Annotated in this window: 18 protein-coding genes; 7 read left to right on the plus strand and 11 right to left on the minus strand. The window is 72.3% G+C overall.

Annotated elements, in window-relative coordinates:
* Positions 1–214 precede the first annotated feature (214 nt).
* Positions 215–4,039, minus strand: a complete 3,825-nt coding sequence (locus OE229_RS00180) for an ATP-binding protein (RefSeq protein WP_182065289.1) — start codon at positions 4,037–4,039, stop codon at positions 215–217.
* A 206-nt stretch (positions 4,040–4,245) separates the two neighbouring features.
* Between OE229_RS00180 and OE229_RS00185 the strand changes: the two genes are divergently transcribed.
* From OE229_RS00185 to OE229_RS00200, 4 genes are all read left to right on the plus strand, one after another.
* Positions 4,246–5,118, plus strand: a complete 873-nt coding sequence (locus tag OE229_RS00185) for an HpcH/HpaI aldolase/citrate lyase family protein (protein ID WP_262139160.1) — start codon at positions 4,246–4,248, stop codon at positions 5,116–5,118.
* Positions 5,119–5,128: 10 nt separating this feature from the next.
* Positions 5,129–5,596 (plus strand): DUF6264 family protein, encoded by a 468-nt coding sequence (locus OE229_RS00190; protein WP_259579192.1) that lies wholly within the window; start codon positions 5,129–5,131, stop codon positions 5,594–5,596.
* A 141-nt stretch (positions 5,597–5,737) separates the two neighbouring features.
* Entirely contained in the window at positions 5,738–6,985 is a 1,248-nt protein-coding gene (locus OE229_RS00195) for an FAD-dependent oxidoreductase (protein WP_262139161.1), read from the plus strand.
* A gap of 67 nt (positions 6,986–7,052) precedes the next feature.
* A complete protein-coding gene (locus OE229_RS00200) occupies positions 7,053–7,931 on the plus strand; it encodes an aldo/keto reductase (protein ID WP_182065293.1) in 879 nt (292 codons plus the stop codon).
* Positions 7,932–8,024: 93 nt separating this feature from the next.
* Here OE229_RS00200 and OE229_RS00205 read toward each other — a convergent pair whose 3' ends face one another.
* Both OE229_RS00205 and OE229_RS00210 read right to left on the minus strand, forming a co-directional pair.
* Complete coding sequence (locus tag OE229_RS00205; protein WP_262139163.1) at positions 8,025–8,513, minus strand: hypothetical protein; 489 nt, start codon at positions 8,511–8,513, stop codon at positions 8,025–8,027.
* Positions 8,513–8,920, minus strand: coding sequence for a hypothetical protein (locus tag OE229_RS00210; RefSeq protein WP_262139164.1), 408 nt, complete (start codon positions 8,918–8,920; stop codon positions 8,513–8,515). Before OE229_RS00210 ends, OE229_RS00205 begins: the two co-directional genes overlap by 1 nt.
* A gap of 148 nt (positions 8,921–9,068) precedes the next feature.
* Here OE229_RS00210 and OE229_RS00215 point away from each other — a divergent pair, with 148 nt between their 5' ends.
* Positions 9,069–10,034 carry an NAD(P)H-quinone oxidoreductase gene (locus OE229_RS00215; RefSeq protein ID WP_262139166.1) on the plus strand — a complete coding sequence of 322 codons (966 nt, stop codon included), beginning with the start codon at positions 9,069–9,071 and terminating at the stop codon, positions 10,032–10,034.
* On the opposite strand, the gene OE229_RS00220 is transcribed toward OE229_RS00215, so the two are convergent.
* The 7 genes from OE229_RS00220 to OE229_RS00250 form a co-directional block, all read right to left on the minus strand.
* Positions 10,031–10,807, minus strand: coding sequence for an amino acid ABC transporter ATP-binding protein (locus OE229_RS00220; protein ID WP_262139168.1), 777 nt, complete (start codon positions 10,805–10,807; stop codon positions 10,031–10,033). The two genes, OE229_RS00215 and OE229_RS00220, sit on opposite strands and share 4 nt — an antisense overlap.
* Positions 10,804–11,682, minus strand: a complete 879-nt coding sequence (locus tag OE229_RS00225) for an amino acid ABC transporter permease (RefSeq protein ID WP_262139169.1) — start codon at positions 11,680–11,682, stop codon at positions 10,804–10,806. Before OE229_RS00225 ends, OE229_RS00220 begins: the two co-directional genes overlap by 4 nt.
* Positions 11,683–11,686: 4 nt before the next feature.
* Positions 11,687–12,508, minus strand: a complete 822-nt coding sequence (locus tag OE229_RS00230) for an ABC transporter substrate-binding protein (RefSeq protein WP_262139170.1) — start codon at positions 12,506–12,508, stop codon at positions 11,687–11,689.
* A gap of 83 nt (positions 12,509–12,591) precedes the next feature.
* Entirely contained in the window at positions 12,592–13,110 is a 519-nt protein-coding gene (locus OE229_RS00235) for a cupin domain-containing protein (protein WP_262139171.1), read from the minus strand.
* Positions 13,107–14,501, minus strand: a complete 1,395-nt coding sequence (locus OE229_RS00240) for an amidohydrolase family protein (RefSeq protein WP_262139173.1) — start codon at positions 14,499–14,501, stop codon at positions 13,107–13,109. Before OE229_RS00240 ends, OE229_RS00235 begins: the two co-directional genes overlap by 4 nt.
* Positions 14,498–16,210, minus strand: coding sequence for an adenosylhomocysteinase (locus tag OE229_RS00245; RefSeq protein ID WP_262139175.1), 1,713 nt, complete (start codon positions 16,208–16,210; stop codon positions 14,498–14,500). Before OE229_RS00245 ends, OE229_RS00240 begins: the two co-directional genes overlap by 4 nt.
* A gap of 42 nt (positions 16,211–16,252) precedes the next feature.
* On the minus strand, positions 16,253–17,218 hold the full coding sequence (locus OE229_RS00250; protein ID WP_182065301.1) for a PrsW family intramembrane metalloprotease: 966 nt from the start codon (positions 17,216–17,218) through the stop codon (positions 16,253–16,255).
* 74 nt (positions 17,219–17,292) lie between these two features.
* Here OE229_RS00250 and OE229_RS00255 point away from each other — a divergent pair, with 74 nt between their 5' ends.
* Both OE229_RS00255 and OE229_RS00260 read left to right on the plus strand, forming a co-directional pair.
* Complete coding sequence (locus OE229_RS00255; RefSeq protein ID WP_182065302.1) at positions 17,293–17,562, plus strand: glutaredoxin family protein; 270 nt, start codon at positions 17,293–17,295, stop codon at positions 17,560–17,562.
* Between the two features lie 103 nt (positions 17,563–17,665).
* Positions 17,666–17,941: a GlsB/YeaQ/YmgE family stress response membrane protein gene (locus OE229_RS00260; RefSeq protein ID WP_027466577.1), complete on the plus strand. Its 276-nt coding sequence runs from the start codon at positions 17,666–17,668 to the stop codon at positions 17,939–17,941.
* 203 nt (positions 17,942–18,144) lie between these two features.
* On the opposite strand, the gene OE229_RS00265 is transcribed toward OE229_RS00260, so the two are convergent.
* Complete coding sequence (locus tag OE229_RS00265; protein WP_262139176.1) at positions 18,145–18,738, minus strand: TetR/AcrR family transcriptional regulator; 594 nt, start codon at positions 18,736–18,738, stop codon at positions 18,145–18,147.
* Positions 18,739–18,740: the final 2 nt, after the last annotated feature.

The raw sequence follows: 18,740 nt of genomic DNA on the forward strand, positions 1-18,740 counted from the left end.
GGCGGCGGCGTCGGGTCGTAGCCCGCCACCGGCTGGGTGGTGACGCGTCTGCGGCGCCGCACCGGGCCTCCAGGCGGCTCGTCCGTCTCGCCTCCGTCAGCGGTGGGACGGACGGGAGGCGCGGCTGACGACGCGTCGTCGGCCCGCGTCCACGTGCCCACCAGCTGGTCCGTCTCCGGCGTCACCGGACCGGCGGGCCGCGAGGCCCGGCGGCTCACCGGCGGGCGGGGATCGGTGGGATGGAGATCTCCTGCGTGGCGCCGCGGTCGACACCGAGCACCGCGGCGACGGTGTTCGCGACGCGGTCCGGGTCGGAGAACAGCTGGAAGGCGTGCACGCGCACGTAGTGCCAGCCGAGTCGACGGAGGACCTCCGGCCGGAGGCGCAGGGACTCGCGCAGCGATCCCTTGACCAGCGACGCATCGGTCTCGATCGTGACGCACACCCCGCCGTGCGCGGCGACGAGGCCGAGCTTGCCGCGGTGTCCGAGCGCCACCGGGATGCCGCGCATCTCGAGGCGCCGGGCCAGGTCGACGAGCAGCGGATCGGAGTCGTCCGGCACGTACTCGGCGGTGGTGCGGGCACGCACCTCGGCCAGGATCTCGGCGAGGGCGACGGTGCCGTGGCCCATGCGCTCGGCCTCGATGTCCGACGGCTGGAAGCAGGTGACGATGACCATCGAGCGACGCGCGCGGGTCATCGCGACCGCCAGCAGCCGCTCGCCGCCGGGCTTGCCGAGCGGACCGAAGTCGCGCAGCACACGGCCGTGCGGGGTACGGCCGTAGCCGATGGAGAACACGACGCGGTCGCGGCTCTGCGCCACCGACTGCTCGAGCGTCGCCACGATGAACGGCTCGGCACGGTCGCCGATGACGAACTCGGTCAGGTCCTTGTGGCCCTGGGCGGCGGTCAGCACGGCCTGCTCGACGCGCACGGCGTGCTTCGCCGACGCGGTGATGACCATGAGCGACTCGGTCGGACGGGTGCGCGCGTGGTCGATGACGAGCCGGACCACGCGGTCGACCTCGGCGTCGACGCTCTCGACGGCACCGGACTCGGGGTCGGGCACGGCCTTGCCGTCGCTGACGTAGTCGAGCGCGATCGAGCCGTGCCCGAGGAACGAGCCGGCCCAGGGCAGGGACTCGATCTTGCCACCGTAGAAGCGACGGTTCACGAGCTCGGCCAGGTCCTCGCCGCCGGCGCGGTACGACCGCGACAGCGACAGGGTCGGCAGCAGGGTGGACAGCTTCGCCAGGGCGGAGTCGGCGTGGAACGCGTCGAGCGTGCCCTCGTCGACCTGCAGCGCCCGGTGCTCGGGGTCCACGGCGATGCGGAAGGGCGACGGCGTCTGGGTCACCGGGTCGCCGAACACGACGGTCTGACGGGCGCGACGGACGGCGCCGACGGTCTCGGCGATCGTCACGGCACCGGCGTCGACCAGGATCACGGTGTCGAAGGGCATCGTGTCGGCGATCTGCGGCACCTCGTACGGGCTGGCGAGCCAGACCGGTGCGATCGACCGGGACAGGTGCGGTGCGGAGTCCTGCAGCAGGCGCGAGGTGATCGCGCCGTCGCGGAGCTGGGTCTTGAGCGCGGTCGCTTCTTCGGGCCAGTCGACGAGACCGACCTTCCAGTTCTCGGCGAGCTGCCACGCCAGGCCCTGGGAGACCCCGGCCGCGTGGGCGTCGTCCACCAGGCGGAAGTCGGCCTCGACCCGGTCGAGCATGTCGGTGTTCGCGCCGAGCAGCGCCCGATCGGACTCGAGCATGGTCTCGAGGGCGGACTGCCACCAGGCGAGCTCGAGCTCGGCGGGCACCTGCACGTCCGGCACGTGCCGGTTCGCCAGGTCGGTGATGAGCGGCTCGAGCTGCAGGTCGCGCAGGGTCTGCATGAGCTCGGTGCGCTCCTGCAGGTTGTGCAGGACGTCGGACTCGGCGGCCAGCTCGGCGATGGTCGGGACGAGCTGGTCGACCGGGGTGTTCGCGAGCTGGCGGTCACGCTCGGTGCGGCCCAGCGGCTCGTCGAGGCGCGCGAGGTCCTCGGCGACGTTCGAGAACAGCACCTGGACGTCGGCGATGCCCGTGGGCACCTCGGGGTTCACGCCGGCGGCGACGTAGCGCTGCCAGAGCACCCGCTGCTGCTGGACGCGGGTCAGGGCCTCGTGCAGGTCGGACACGTGCACGCCCGGGCGGACGTACTCGCGGGCGAGCTTCTTGAGCCGACGACGGTTGGTCGACGACATCGGGGCGCCCTCGCCGCGCGGGGCGGTGGCGGCCACGAGCTCGGACACCGAGCGGTCGAAGACCACCGGCAGGAAGCGGTCGAGCGTGTCACGGATCTCGGTGAGCAGGCGCAGGTAGATGCCGAGCTCGTTGATCGTCGTGAACTGGCGCATGTGCGTCGAGCTCACCAGGTCGTGGGCGCGGCGGAGCAGGGTCGGCAGGCCGTCGGCGTCGAGGTCCTTCGCGATGCGGTGCGCACGCTGGGCACCGTCGCTCGAACCGAACTTCGCGCCGTACCAGGGCGAGTCGTCGGGGCCGTAGCGGAACTCGCCGAGGTTCGCGGCGCTGACCATCGTCTCGGCGACGCGCGAGCGACCCTCGACCATCGAGGCGACGGACTGCTTCGACAGGCGCGCGGTGGTCGACGGGGCGACGGGCAGCAGCGACAGGCGCGACAGCTCCACCAGGCAGTCGAGCACCGAGACGCCGAAGTCGGGGTCCTTGCGGGTGAGCGATCCGCGGTAGTCCTTCAGCACCTTGCGCAGGCGGACCAGGGCGTCGTCGACCTCGCGGAGGTTCGGACGCGCGGCCTTCTCGTTCCGGGCGATGGCACGGACGACGTCGCGGCGCAGGGTCGACGGCGTGACTGCGACCCCGGGCAGCTGGACCTCGCCGAAGCGGGCGGCGATCCCCCGCAGGGTCGCGCGGCGCGGGCTCACGACGAGCACGCGCTTGTTCGCGGCGACCAGGCCGCCCAGGGCGTTCACGATGGTCTGGGTGCCACCGGTGCCGGGCAGGGTCTTCACGACGATGGAGTTGCCGGCCGTGATCTGCGCGATCACGTTCTCCTGCTCGTCGTCGGCGTCGAGCAGGAGCGTGTCGGTCTCCGGGCTGCGCTCGTCCGACGGGGTCTGCTCGACCGGGTGGTAGGACTGCTCGACCTGCCACTTCGCGCTCGGGTTGCCGGCGAGGGCGTCGAGCACGGGGTGCGACAGGTCGCCGGTGTCCTCGACCATGCCGGTGGCGACCTCGGCGAAGGTGGACACTACGAGGCGGGCGTGCACCGAGAAGCCGGGGATGTGCGCGGTCAGGCCACGCAGGCGGTCGATGACGGGGTTCGGCGTGAACGAGCCGTCCTGCTGCGCGAGGGCCACGAAGGACTGTGCGTCGAGGATGACCCCGAACTGCTCGTGCAGCGCGTCGGCGAGACCCGGGTTGAGCACCGGTTCGCCGAGCAGGCGCACCTCGAAGTCGCGTCCGTGCCGGCGGATCGCGAGGGGGCGCAGGAGCACCGGGCCGCGGAACTGCTCGTCGCCGTGCTGCCAGTCGGCCATGCCGATGCCGAGCTTCACGGCGTCGATGCCGCGCACGGTGGCGAGCTCGGTGCCCTTCGCCTCGACGTGTCCGGCAGCCACGCGGGCGGCACGGAGCGCCACCTCGTCGCGGATCAGGCTCGACAGCAGGGTCGTCTTGCCGGTGATGAACTGCGCGAGACCGCCCGGGTGGGTGGTCGAGAGCTCGATGCGGGCGCGCGGGTGGTCGCTGAAGTGCGTGAGCGGGCTCGTGCCGCCGACGCCGGTCAGCTGGGTGCGCCAGCCGTCCCACGTCGGTTCGGCCGCGTTGCCGGCCTGCAGCCGCGGGTCACCGAGGCTGATCGCCTGCGGGCTCGTCATCTGCAGCTCCGGGCGGAGCGTGCGGTCCGGCTCGTCGGTCCGTTCCTGGTCCACGTCCTGCTGCTCGTCTCGGTCGTCGTCGGGGCGCGCGCGGGCACCCTCGACGGGGACGTCGTCGTTCACGTCGTCCTCACCGTCGGTCACCCTGTCCGCTCGCCACACATCCGACACTGTAGGCGGAACCGGACGGCCTCTCTGGCAATGAACCGAGGTTTCGGGGTTTCCGCACGGACCTGACCGCCGTCCGGCCGGACGTGACCGCCGTCCGGCCGGACGTGCGCCACCGTCCGACCCGACGTGCGGCGCGCCCGATCCGACGGCAGCCCGGTCCGGTGTGGTACCAACGGGGCATGGCCATCGACGACCGCACCACTCCGTCCGCCCCCACGCCGAACCGGCGTCGATCGGTCCCCGCCGAGATCTCACGGTCGTGGCTGCTGGTGTCCGGCACCGCCACCGACCGGTTCGACAAGTCCCAGCGCTCCCGCGCCGACCAGATCATCCTGGACATCGAGGACGCCGTCGACCCCGCCGCGAAGCCCTCGGCCCGGCAGGGCGTCGCCGCCTGGCTCGCCGGCGGTGGCGAGGCCTGGGTGCGGATCAACGACGTCACCACGGACTTCTGGGCGGACGATGTCGAGGAGCTCCGGGGCCTGCCCGGGCTGCAGGGCGTCATGCTCGCCAAGACCGAGTCCCCCGCCCAGGTCACCGACACCTGGCACCGGCTCGGCGGCCACACGCCGGTGATCGCCCTCGTCGAGTCGGCCCTGGGCATCGAGGAGTCCGTGTCGATCGCCAGGGCGCAGGGCGCGTTCCGCCTGGCCTTCGGTTCCGGCGACTACCGCCGCGACACCGGGACCAGCGCCGACACGCTCGCGATGGCGTACCCGCGGTCGAAGCTGGTCGTCGCCTCGCGCGTCGGCGACCTGCCGGGTCCGATCGACGGCCCCACGGTCGGGTCGTCGCACCCGATCCTCCGCGAGCAGTCGCAGGTGGCCGTGTCGCTCGGCCTCACCGGCAAGCTCTGCCTGGACACCGAGCAGCTCCCCGTCATCAACGAGGTCATCTCCCCCACGCCGACCGACGTCGCCTGGGCGCAGGACTTCCTCGACGACTTCGAGGCCCGCGGCCGGGTCATCCGCGACGGTTCCGACCTGCCGCGGCTCGGTCGGGCGCAGAAGATCCAGCGGCTCGCACAGGCGTTCGGGGTCGAGGCGCGGTAGGACTGCACGCATGACCTGGTCCAACGTCCCCGGCCCTCCGCCGCAGTCCTCCTCCGGCCCCACGGACGCGCAGCGCGCGGCGTGGGAGCGCGGTGGCACCACGCTGTTCCCGCCGGCGAAGCTCGCCGACCGGATCTCGACGGTGCTGCTCCTGGTGTTCGGTGCCGTCATGACCGCGATCACGGCGGTCGTCGGCATCGTCGCGATCGCCTCGGCCACGGCCGAGTGCGACGCCGCGTCGGGCTGCACGCCCGGCGGGTACTTCGGTGGCGCGGCCATCGCGGTCGGTGGCGCCTTCGTCATCGGGGTCGCCACGATCGTGCTGTCGATCGGCGCGTGGATCCGGCGGAAGCCGTCGTGGTGGATCGCGGCGATCGGCTTCGTGCTCGCGATCGTCGTCATCGCCTGGGGCGGGGCCGTGTTCGTGGACGCCGTCGACAGCGGTTCCGCTTCGTCGTCGGTGTCCGCCGGCGCCTGACCGGCGCACCGACACCACCCTTCCGACCGGACACCGTCGTCCGACGTGTGTCGGGGCGGAGAACGCGAGTGCGTTCCGGACTGGAGGCGCGGGGCGGGGCCGCCACGCGCCTCCAGTCCGGACCGGGGTAGCGTCCCGGGCATGGTGACGGTGTCGCGGACGACGGTCGCGGTGGTCGGTGGCGGCCCCGCAGGGGTCGTCCTCGGGCTGCTGCTCGCCCGCGCCGGCGTCGAGGTGCGCGTGCTCGAGCGGCACGACGACTTCAACCGGGACTTCCGGGGCGACACGGTGCACGCCTCGACCATCCGTCTGCTCGACGAACTCGGACTCGGTGCACCGTTCCGGGCGCTGCCGCAGTCACGTCTCGACGACTTCTCGCTGCCGATGCCGGACGGCTCCCGGCTGCTGCTCGGTGACTTCTCGCGTCTCGCACCTCCGTACGACCACGTGGCGATGGTGCCGCAGTGGGACCTGCTCGACCTGCTCGTGACCGCAGCCCGTCAGGAGCCGTCGTTCCGCATCTCGACGGGCCTGGCGGCGACCGGGCTCATCGAGGAGAACGGGGTCGTGACCGGGGTCCACCTGCGGCCGCGGGACGGGACCGGCGAACCCGAGGAACTCCGCGCCGACGTCGTGATCGCCTGCGACGGGCGGAACTCGGTGCTGCGTCGCGCCGCCGGCCTCGTGCCGCGAGCGTTCCGGGTGCCGTTCGACACCTGGTGGTTCCGGTTGCCCCGGCACCCCGGGGACGCGGCGAGCGCCCTCACCCCCGCGTTCTCCGACCGGGACGTGCTGCTGAGCTTCCCGCGGCCCGACTACCACCAGGTCGCGTACTTCGCGCCAAAGGGCTCGGACGCGGCCCTGCGCGCCGCGGGGGTTGAGGCCTTCCGTGCCCGGGTGGCGCGGCTCCGACCGGACTTCGCGGACCGGGTCGACGCGATCGCCTCGATGGACGACGTGCACGTGCTCGACGTCCGCATGGACCGCCTGCGCCGGTGGTGGCGGCCGGGGCTGCTCTGCATCGGGGACGCCGCACACGCGATGTCGCCCGCCGGCGGGGTCGGCATCAACCTCGCGGTGCAGGACGCGGTGGCGACGGCGACGATCCTGGTGCCGGCGCTCCGACGGGGACTCCGCGGTGGTGGCCTCGACCGGGCGCTCGCGGCCGTCCAGCGTCGTCGGACCCCGCCCGCCGCCCTGGTGCAGGCCGCGCAGGCGGTGCTGCACCGGGTCGTGTTCGAGCGCGCCTTCGCCGGGCACCTGCGGGACGGACCGCCGCTGCTGCCGGTGCTCCTCGCGCGCTGGGTCCCGCCGGTCCGGGGCGTCTACGCCCGCGGCATCGCGTTCGGCCCGCTGCCGGAACACGCGCCGGAGTGGGCGCGTCGGTGACGGACGCCCGTGGCGCGTCGGTGCGGGAACTGGGCGTCGGCACCGGGGCTGGGCGCATGCTGGGCCGATGAAGCAACGAGTCATCGGAGACGTGTCCGTCAGTGCCATCGGTCTGGGCGGGATGCCCATGTCGATCGAGGGCCGACCGGACGAGCGTCAGTCCATCGCCACGATCCACGCAGCGCTCGAGAACGGTGTCACGCTCATCGACACCGCCGACGCATACCACCTGGGCGGCCACGACGAGGTGGGGCACAACGAGGAGCTCATCGCGCGGGCCGTCCGGGAGTACCACGACGACACCTCGGACGTGCTCATCGCGACGAAGGGCGGACACCTGCGTCCCGAAGCCGGCAACTGGGCGCAGAACGGGCACCCGGAGTACCTGAAGGAGGCGGCGAAGGCCTCGGCGAAGCGGCTCGGCGTCGAGCAGATCGGCCTGTACCAGTTCCACCGGCCCGACCCGGCGGTGCCGTACGCCGACTCGATCGGGGCGCTCGCCGAGCTGCTCGACGAGGGCGTCATCCGGATGGCGGGCATCTCGAACGCCGACCCGGACCAGATCCGCACCGCGAACGAGGTGCTCGGCGGACGCCTGGCGTCGGTGCAGAACCAGTACTCGCCGAAGTTCCGGTCGAGCGAGCCGGAGCTCGAACTGTGCGACGAGCTCGGCATCGCGTTCCTGCCGTGGAGCCCCCTCGGTGGCATCGGGAGCGCGGCGGACCTCGGCACGGCGTTCGAGGACTTCGCCTACATCGCTCGCGACCGTGGGGTCACCCCGCAGGTCATCGCGCTGGCGTGGGAGCTGCAGAAGAGCGACGTCGTCGTGCCGATCCCCGGTGCGTCCCGGCCGCAGTCGATCCTGAACTCGATCACCGCGCCGACCGTGCGGCTGCGGCCGGAGGACGTCGCACGCCTCGACGCCTCACAGCCCGCGGCCGTCTGACGCCCGTTCCCCCGGACGGGGAAGCACGACGCCCCGCCGCTCCGGGTCCAGGAGCGGCGGGGCGTCGTCATGCGTGGCTGGGCGGGCGCTCGCTCAGCTCTTGGCGGGGCAGACCGCCGAGACCTGGTCGAGCGTGGTCTGCACCTCGGACTGGGCCTTCGTGACCTCGGTGCTGTCCTCGGCCGCGCCGGAGCGGATGGCGGAGCTGTAGCCCTTCGCCGCGCCGGAGAAGTCCTCGAACGTGTCGTGCACCTGGTCGTTCGAGACCTTCTCCAGCGCCGAGTCGATGCGCTGGACGAATTCGTCGATGAGCGCCGCGCGGGCCTTCGGCTCGGCCGGGGCAGAGTTCGAACCCTGCTCCTTCAGGAACGACGCGAGTTCGTTCTCGAGCAGGGAGCAGGCTTCCGCCTTGGTCTGGGCGGGTGCCGCAGCGGCGGTCTTCGAGGCCGACGGGGCGCTGGACGAGCCCGAGTCGCGGCCGGACGAGCCGCCGTCGGAGGAACCGCCGTCGCCGCCCGAGCAGCCGGCGAGCAGCGTGAGTGCCAGGCCGGCGGTGGCCAGTGCGGTGAGGGTGCGACGCATCAGGAGTTGCACTCCTTCTGGAACGCGTTGCCGGCGTCCTGCACCTTGGTGCTGGACTTCGTCAGGGCCGAGACGTCGGCCGACTGCGGGTCGTCGGCGATGTCCTCGATGTCGTCGACCAGGTCGCCGTACGCCTCTTCGAAGGCGTCGCCCTTGGCCTTCAGGTCGTCGTCCGACAGGTCGTCGACGCCGTCGGAGATCTTCTCGTCGAGCTCCTTGAGCTTCGTGACGGCGGCGTCCGGGTCGGACTGCAGGTTCGCGGCCTCGGACTGCACGCCCTGGGCGGCGGACTTGACGGTCTTCTCGAACTGCGTGCACTGCTCGGCCTTGGACGGCCCGGTCGAGCAGCCGGCGAGCAGCGTGAGTGCGAGGCCGGCGGCGGCCAGCGCGATGAGCTTCTTGGGCATGGTGGAGAGTCCCCTCGATCTGTCCGCACTCCCCCGGATGAGGTGCAGATCCGTCATCGAGCGTACAGGGAACATCCACAGGGAGACCGGCGGTGGTTGTGGGCGACCGGCAGGCGGCCGGAGGCGGGTGGCGCGTACCGTCGAGGGCATGCGAGCCATCACGTTCGACGACGCCACCATGTCCGTCACCGACCTGCCCGACCCGGAACCCGGCACGGACGAGGTCCTGATCGAGGTCGCCGCGGCTGGCGTCAACAACGCCGACCTGCAGCAGCGTGCGGGCAACTACCCGCCGCCGCCGGGGGCGTCGGAGATCCTCGGGCTCGAGGTCTCCGGCACCGTGCGGGCCGTCGGCGGGGGCGTCACGACCGTGGCGGTGGGCGACCGGGTGTGCGCGCTCCTCTCCGGCGGCGGGTACGCGGCACTCGTGGTCGCGCCGGTCACCCAGGTGCTGCCGGTCCCCGAGGGCGTCGACCTGGTCGATGCGGCCGGACTGCCCGAGGCCGCCTGCACCGTCTATTCCAACATCGGCATGCTCGCCGGGCTCCGACCGGGGCAGACGCTCCTGGTGCACGGCGGTACTGGTGGCATGGGGTCGCACGCGGTGCTGTGGGCGAAGGCCCTCGGTGCGACCGTGATCGCGACGAGCGGCGGCGACCGCAAGGTCGCCGCGTCCCGTGACCTCGGCGCCGACCTGGTGGTCGACCACCGCACGGAGGACTTCGTGGAACGCGTCCTGGCGTTCACCGATGGCGTGGGTGTCGACGTGGTGCTCGACGTCGTCGGACCGTCCTACCTGGAGCGGAACCTGCAGGCCCTCGCCCCGAACGGGCACGTCGCGGTCATCGCCTCCGGCAGCGGCCGCACCGCCGAGCTCGACTTCGGGGTGCTGATGCGGAAGCGCGCGACGATCAGCGGCACGACCCTGCGCGCACGGCCGCTCGCCGAGAAGGCCGCCATCGTCGAGGCGGTCCGCTACAACGTCTGGCCGCTCGTCGCCGACGGCCGGGTGCTGCCGGTCATCGACTCGGTGCTGCCCCTGGCCGAGGTCGAGGAGGCTCACCGTCGCGTGCGCGACGGCGAGGTGATCGGCAAGGTGCTGCTGACGCCCTAGACGTGCACGCGGGCGAGGAACTCGACGAGCGCCGGGTGCTGCGGGTGGTCGAGGACGTCGGCCGGGGACCCCTGCTCGACGACCTCGCCGCGGTGCAGGAACACGATCCGGTCGGCGACGTTCCGTGCGAAGTGCATCTCGTGCGTCGTCATCAGGATCGTCGAACCCTGTCGCTTCAGCTCCGTGACCAGGTCGAGCACCTCGCCGACGAGCTGCGGGTCGAGGGCGCTCGTGACCTCGTCGAGCAGCAGGAGTTCCGGGTCCGACGCGATCGCCCGGACGATGGCGACGCGCTGCTGCTGCCCGCCGGACAGGCGGTCGGGGTACGCATCCGCGAACGAGGCGAGCCCGATCCGGTCGAGCAGCCGGCGCGCGGTCTCCTCGGCCTGGGCTCGTCCGATGCCGTGCACCTGGCGGGACGCAAGCGTGACGTTGTCGAGCACGCTCATGTGCGGGAACAGGTTGAACTGCTGGAACACCACGCCGATGCGCGCCCGCACGGCGTCGACGGCGACGCGCGGGTCGGCGATGTCCGTGCCCTGCAGCAGGATCTCGCCGTCGTCGATGCCCTCGAGCAGGTTGACCGTCTTGAGCAGCGTCGACTTGCCGGAGCCCGAGGCCCCGATGACGCAGATGACCTGGTGGCGGTGGACCGTCAGGTCGATCCCGCGCAGGACCTCGTGCTCGCCGAAGGCCTTGCGCAACCCGCGTAGTTCGAGGACCGCGGCGTCCGCACCAGACGCACCACGGGCCTCCAGGCCGGCCTCGCTCATACGGTCCCTCCGATCTGCTCGCGCCGCTGCTGGCGACGCGCGATCGCGTCCGTGACGCGGATCAGCGGCAGGCTGATCACCACGAACAGCAGCCCGGCGACGAAGTACGGCGTGAAGTTGTAGGTCTCGGCCTGCGCGATCTGGGCGGAGCGGACCGCGTCGACGGCCCCGAGGATCGACACCAGACCGACGTCCTTCTGCATCGACACGAAGTCGTTCATGAGCGCCGGGGTGACCTTGCGGATCGCCTGCGGCAGCACCACGAGCCGCAGGGTCTTGGCGTGCGAGAGTCCGAGCGACCGGGCGGCCAGGCGCTGGGAGGGGTGCACGGCCTCCATGCCGGCGCGGAGCACCTCGGCGATGTACGACGAGTAGGTCAGGGTGATCGCGATCGTGCCCCAGACCTCGGCGGGGAGCCGCGGGAACACCCCGAGCCCGGGGATGCCGTAGCCGACCAGGTAGAGCACGATGATGAGCGGCAGGCCGCGGAACAGGTCCGTGTAGCCGGTCGCGAGCATCCGCAGCGGGAAGAACACCGGGTTGCGCAGGCCGCGGACGACCGCGAGCAGCGTGCCGAACACGGCGACGCCGATGGCGCTGAAGAACAGGATCCGGACGTTCAGCCAGAGGCCCACCAGGATGTCCGGGAACGTGTCGACCGCGGTCTGCGGGTCGAAGAACGACTGCTGCACCGCCGCCCACCCGGGGGTGTTCACGACGCCGAAGTACACGACGGCGAGCACGACCAGCGTGGAGACGACCGACACCACGACGGAGCGACGGCCGCGCTGGCGACGGTAGAGCCGACGCTCGAGCTCGACCTGGCTCGGCGCGGGTGCGGCGACCGGGGTGCCGGCCCCTGCTGGCAGGGTCATCCGGTTACTTCAGGACCGGCGTACCGGTCTCCGACGAGAGCCACTTGGTCTGCAGGTCCTGCAGGGTGCCGTCGTCGTCGAGGGTCTTCAGAGCCTCGTCGACCTTGCTCGTCAGCTCCGAGTCCTTCGGCAGGACGAAGCCGAACTGGTCGCCCTCGCCGTCATCGGGGAACTGCGCGGACACGGTGCCGTCGTCGACCTGGGCCGAGGCCATGTAGAACGCCGTCGGCAGGTCGGTGACGATCGCGTCGATCTGCCCGGACTTCAGCGCGAGCACGGCGTCGTCGTTGGAGTTGAACACCTGCGGCGTGACGCCGAGGACGTCCTTGACGCTCGCGATGCTCGTCGAACCGGTCGCGACGCCGATGGCGTCCTGCTTGAGCGCGGCGATCGTGGTGTCACCGGCGGCCTTCGACCCGGACGTCGTCACGACCGCCTGGGTCGTCGTGTAGTAGGCGCTCGACATGTCGACGGCCTTCTTGCGCTTCGCGTCGATCGAGAACTGCTGGACGTTGAGGTCCCAGTCCTTCGGCCCCGGTGCGATGGCGCTGTCGAAGGTGCTGCGCTTCCAGACGACGTCGGACTTGCCGTAGCCCATCTCCTTCGCGACCGCGTAGGCCACGGCGGACTCGAAGCCCTTGCCGGACTGCGGCTCGTTGTCCTCGACCCAGGGCGAGTAGGCCGGGTCACCGGTGGCGATCGTGAGCTTGCCGTCGGTCACGGTGCCGTCGGAGTTGCTGCTGCCCCCGGCGGAGCAGGCCGACAGGGCGAGGGCGGCGACCGCGGCGGTGGCGACGGCGAGGGTGAAGCGGAGGTGACGGGTCACGGTCGGGCCTTCGTGCGAGGGGTGTGGGGGCAGGTCGAAGTGTACTTCGCGGTGGGATACCAACGCGAAACCGTGTCACGGTGCTACTCGGCGGCAGCGTCTCCGTCGTCGGCCATCGTGAAGTCGTCGAACGAGAAGCCCGGCGACACCAGGCAGCTCAGCAGCACCTCGCCGTCGCCCGGGATCGTCCGCTGCCACACGCCGCCGCGCACGAACGCCTGCGCGTCGTTCACGCGGTCGCGGCCGGCGTCCGGGCCGAGGGTGATCGTCGCACTGGGTTCGGGGACGTCGCCGTCGCCGCCGAGCTGCAGGTCGACGGTGTCCGGCCCGTGCCACATCCAGATCTCGTCGCTCGTGACCCGGTGCCAGGCGGAGGCCTCGCCCGGGGGCAGCAGGAAGTGGATCAGGGTGGCGGCGGGACGCTCCCCCGCAGGGGTGGTGACCGTCGCCGGCGAGGTCCAGGTGCGGACGTACCAGCCGCCCTCGGGGTGCGGTTCCATGCCGAGGGCGATCGCGCGCTTCGGCACGTCGAGCCACTCGATCAGCTCACCGGTGACGGTTCGGCGTGCGGCCATGCCGGGGTGGGGTGCGGACTCGGTCATCGTTCCTCCTGGGAAGGGACTGGCGGCGGAGCGACCGCCGTGGACGGTGCGGGCGGTTCGGTGACGACGCCCGCCGCGGCGCGGACGACCCCGCGGATCACGGTGGCGGCCGCCCGCCCGGCGCCGTCCTCGACGAGCTCGGCGAGCGCGTCCGGCACCGTGCGGGCGTCGACGTCGAACACCGCCAGGTCGGCGCGCGCCCCGACGGCGAGGTGTCCGATGCGGTCCGGTCCGACGGCCAGCCCCATCGCGTGCGCACCACCGAGGGTCGCCGCGGCGAGCAGTCGCTCGTGCAGGTCGCGGTGCCCGTAGCCCTGGGCGCGGGCGATCCGGTGCAGCGCGGTGACGTCGGCCATCAGGTCGAGGGACGGCGACGACGACAGGGAGTCGGTGCCGATGGCGATCGGGCTCCCCTCGCGCAGGTAGTCGGCGACGGGCGGCGGGTCGAGGCCGATGACGGCGTTGGATCGCGGGCACAGCGCCACCGCCGTGCCGCGGGCGCGCAGGAGCGCCCGGTCGGCGGCGGTCATGTACACGCCGTGGGCGATGTGGCAGTCCGGACCGAGCACGCCGAGGCGGTCGACGAACGCGGTCGCGCTCGCACCGAAGCCCAGGGCTCGCAGCGCCCGGAACGACGGCACGTTCGCCAGGTGCCAGTCGTTCCCGTGGCCGACGCCGTCGACCCCGTCGAGCCCGGGAACCGGACCGAGGGCGGTGCGCTCCCCCTCGAACGCCGCCTCACCGAGGTGCAGGTGCAGCCGCAGGCCGCGCTGCCGCACGATGTCGGGCAGCTCCAGCAGCGGGGCGACCTCGAGCGAGTACGGCGCGTGCGGCGACAGGCCCGCACCGGGTGTCGTGGGGATCCGGTCGAGTTCGTCCAGCACCTGGTCGCGACCGTGCGACTGCCAGGCGTCGTTCTCCCAGTCCATCACCTCCCAGTACGCGATGCCGCCGAGCCCGGCGTCCTGCAGCGCGGTCGAGGCCTCGATGTCGGTGACGATGTCCGCGATGCTCGTCACGCCGGCCAGGATCGACGCCCGTGCGCCGTCCGCGGCTTCGGCTCGCCAGTCGTGCGGTTCGGCGTAGTCGACGTTGAACGCAGCAGCCCAGTCCTCGAACCCGTCGTACTGGCGCCGGCCGACACCGGCCATCCCGGTGTACTGCAGGTGCGAGTGCGCGTTCACGAGTCCGGGCAGGAGCGCGCCACGCCACTGCCGCTCGGTGAAGGCAGCGCCGGACCCGGTGAGCTGGTCGATCACCCACGACCGGTCGCCGACGTGCAGGATCCGGCCGTCCTGCACGGCGACCGCGCCGTCGGCGATCGGTGGCGCCGTCATCGGGACCACGACGCGCGCCGAGTGCACCGTGACCGGGTGCTGTCGGGCGCTCACGCCGGGTCTCCGAAACGGTGCGTCCGGACGTCCGGCTCGCGGTCCGCGGGGTGTTCAGGGGGAAGGATGGGAGGCCCGACATGCGTTCCGAAGGCGGCGAGCGCCGCGCGGGCGGTGACGTCGTCGACCGCGGGGTCGATCGGCACGACGGCACGCTCCAGCTCGTCGCCGCGTTCCAGGAGCATCCGGACGGCGCCGAGCTGCACGGCGAACGACAGGTCCATGATCTCGACCGGGTTGCCCTCGGCCGCGGTGATGTTGATGCAGCCGCCGTCGTCGAGCACGATCGGCCCGCCGTCGGCCCCGGGGAACACGAACCGCTCGGCCTTCGGGCCCACGTCCCGCCGCCGGACCCCGGCGGCGATGGCGTCGTCGATGGCGATCTCCTGGTCGACCCCGCCGGCGACGGCGAGGACCGCGCCGTCCGCGCAGGCACGGAGCACGTCGAGGTCGATGGTGTCCGGCACCCCGGTGGCGCTCATGACGAGGTCGGCGTCCCGCACCGCCTCGACGAGCGGGGCCACGGTGTACCCGGCGAACCGCGCCTGCAGGGCGCGGACCGGGTCGGTCTCGGCGACCGTCACCCGGAACCCGAGGGCGGTGAGCACCAGGGCGACCCCCTCGCCGACGTGCCCGAACCCGGCGACGACCGCCGCGCCTCCCGAGACAACGCGGTGTGTGCCGGACGCGAGCCCGTCGACCAGGTCGAGCACCGCGAACACCGTCGACTGCCCGGTGCCGTACCGGTTGTCGAAGAACGTCTTGGTGCGGGCGTCGTTCACCGCGATCACCGGGATGCCGAGCTCGCCGCGCGCTGTCAGTACACGCAGGGGCCGCAGGCCGCTCGTGGTCTCCTCGGCGGCCCCGAGCATCGTCGGCAGCAGGTCGGGGCGCTCCTGGTGGGCGAGCCGGATGACGTGCGAGCCGTCGTCGAGCAGGATGTGCGGCGCGGTGTCGAGCATCGCGAGGGCCAGCTGCTTCTGCTCGGGGAGCGTCGCCGTGCTGCTCGCGAAGACCGTCAGTCCGGCGGACCGCAGTGCGTCGGCGACGGCGTCGTCGGTCTCGTCGGCGTGGGCGTAGACGACGACCTCGGCACCGGCGTCACGGAGCAGCAGGCTCAGCACCGCCGTCTTGGGCTCGAGGAACATCGCGACGCCGATGCGTGTGCCGCGCAGGAGCCCGCCGTCGCGGAGTTCCGCGGCGACCGACCGGGCGACCGGCATCGACCGTCGTGCCCAGCGCAGGCGGGCGTCCGCTGCGGGGTCGTCCTCGGGGTCGCGGCCGGTGGACACCAGGAAGACGTCGTCGGACAGCATCGGGACGGCGAGCACGCCGGGGCGGGCGGGTGCGACGGGGCCGAAGGCGTCCTCGTCGACGGCGGGCAGGTGTCGGCCGGCGTCGATGACGACCAGGGTGGTGCCGCGCGGGCGGTCGGTGGCCTGCTCGACCGCGGCGGTCGATTCCTCGGGCGTGCCGAGGCACCAGAGCTGGTCGACGAGGTCGGACGGCTGCTGCTGCTGCTGGTCCGCCTGCTCGGCCTCGCGCGCACCGAGTGCGGTCAGCAGGTGCCGCAGTGCCGCGGCGTCCCGGGGGTCGCCGCCGACGATGCGGAACCGGCGGGCGGCGACGAGCAGGTTGGTCGCCGCGGCGAACCGCCGCACGGCCGCCGATGCCCAGGCCAGCGTCGCGGGGTCGGGTGCTGGCGGCATGTGCCAATCGTAGGGCGAGCGGCAGCGGCGCTCCGGCGCGGGTCAGCGCAGGCGGTCGGGTCCGGGTGTCCCGTCCCAGCCGGCGGGTGCCTGCGTTCCGTCCCACCCGACGGGTGCCGACAGGGCCTGCGTGCGTCCCCGGTGGTGCCGGAGCACCCCGACCAGCACGGCGACGCCGATGACGCTCACGATCGCGAGCCCGATCACGTAGACGGTCGTCACGATCCCGCCGACCGCCGCCGGCACCATGCCGGACTGCGCGGCCGAGAACGGGACCCCGGACACGACGAACGCGATCAGCGTGGCGATCGTGCCGTTCGCGTCCCACAGCCCGTGCAGCACCGAGACGACCACGTACGCCACGATCGGCGGCCACGACCAGCGGAAGCGAGCGCGTCCGGTGGCGGCGCCGAACAGCACCGCACCGAGGATCGCGGTCCACAGCACGTGCCCGACCGGCGCGAGCACCGCGCGGACCACCTCGGTCTGCAGGAGCGACGCCAGGTCGATCCCCCGGGCCGTGATCGCCGCGTTGAAGGCGTAGCCGGCGGACTCGAACGCGGCGAACCCGGCACCGATCGTCGCGCCGAGCAGCGCACCCTGCCTCGCCGTCTTCGGGCGGACGCGCCACCCCACGACGACGAGCAGGACGCCCTTCACGAACTCCTCGACGAACCCGACGACCAGGTACAGCCCCGCTCCCTGCTCCAGGTCGGCCTCGAGCAGTGACGCCCCGAGTACCCCGAGGATCCCGCCCACGAAGAACGCCGTGACGAGCTGCATGGTGCTGACCGTGCCGGTGACCCGCTCGATCACGAACAGCACGACGGTGAACGGCACGAGGAAGCTGCCGAGCAGGATGATCGTCGGCACGAGGTTCGTGTTCTGCGTCGACACCGTGACGATGATCGTGACGACCCACAGCAGGAAACCGACGAGCAGCGTCTTCCACCACCAGCCGTGGCGGTGGTGGGGGTGTGCGACGGGCGTGTCCCAGGGCAGGCTCATGGGCTCATCGTGCTCCGGGCAGGGCGAGGGGTGTCACGGGAATGCCCCGGGGCGCTCCGACGTACTCTCTGCACATGAGCGATGCGACGAATGCCCCCGACCGCGTGACCATGTTCGGTGCCGACTGGTGCCGCGACTGCCGTCGGTCCAAGGCGCTGCTCGACACCCTCGGCGTGGACTACGAGTACGTCGACGTGGAGCAGGACCTGTCCGCGGCCGACCGTGCCGAGGCCATCAGCGGCCGGAAGAACATCCCCGTCGTGGTGCTGCCCAACGGCAAGCACTTCGTCGAGCCGTCGGACGCCGAGCTGCGGGCCGAGCTCGAGGCCTCCGGCGTCGTCTGATCGGCGAACCCGACAGTCTTCCCAGGAAGCCCGGAGTTTCCTCGGAGGTCGGCCCTGACTCCGGCAACCATGCCGCGGCAACCGCACCCACGAGGAGGACACCGTGCTCGGTCTCATCATCAGCTTGATCATCATCGGACTCATCGCCGGCGCTCTCGCCCGGCTCATCATCCCCGGCAAGCAGAACATCGGCATCCTCATGACGATCGTCCTGGGCATCGTCGGATCGTTCGTCGGCGGTTTCCTCGGGTTCCTGATCTTCCAGCACGACCCGATGGACGGCTTCTTCCAGCCGGCCGGCATCATCGGCTCGATCATCGGCGCGATCATCGTGCTGTTCATCTACACCCGCGTCGCGGGCCGCGGCTCGCGCCGCTAGGCACGACGCCGCCGGTCCGACCGGCGAACCACCACAGTCACCCCGAACCGCGTTCCCACGTGGTTCGGGGTGATTTTGCACGTGCGGGGTGCGATCGGGTCGTGTCGCCTACCACGGCCTGGAGGCGCGGTGCGGGCCGGACCCGCACCGCGCCTCCAGGCCGTGGTCGCCCCGCGCCGGGGGCGACGCGATGGTCACGCTGGTCAGGCGGTGGCGAGCCGCCCCATCTCGGCGACGACCGCACGAAGCCGCGCCGCGAGCTCGTCGCGGGAGCCGTCCGCCGATCGGTGGGCCGACTCGATCACAGCCGCCATCACGAGAGTGGTCGCGGTCCGTGCGGTGTCCTCGTCGACGCGCTCGGCGGCGACCGCCAGCACGGTCTGGCGCGCGTGCGCCATCCACTGCATCATCGCCGGGACCATCTCGAGGCGGGCCTGGACGAGCTCCTTCATGCGCCGCCGGTCCTGCGGCAGGGTGACCGTCTGCGCGACGAGGTCGCAGAGGTCCGACACGAGCGGAGCGGTGGATCCGAGGAACGCTGCACGCGCCGTGTCCGAGACCGTCGTCGCCGGCAGTCCGAGCGCCGCTTCGGCCTTCGACGGGAAGTAGTTGAAGAACGTCCGCGGGGAGACGCCGGCGTCCGCGCAGATCTGCTCGACCGTCACCCCGGCGAGCCCGCGGTCGGTGACCAGTGCGAGTGCCGACCGGTGGATGGCGGACCGGGTCTGCTGCTTCTTGCGTTCCCGCAGTCCGCACTCGGTCGCGACGAGGTCCTCGGTGGTGGTGGGCTGGTGCACGT

This window comes from Curtobacterium poinsettiae (assembly GCF_025677645.1).
GTDB lineage: Bacteria > Actinomycetota > Actinomycetes > Actinomycetales > Microbacteriaceae > Curtobacterium > Curtobacterium poinsettiae_A.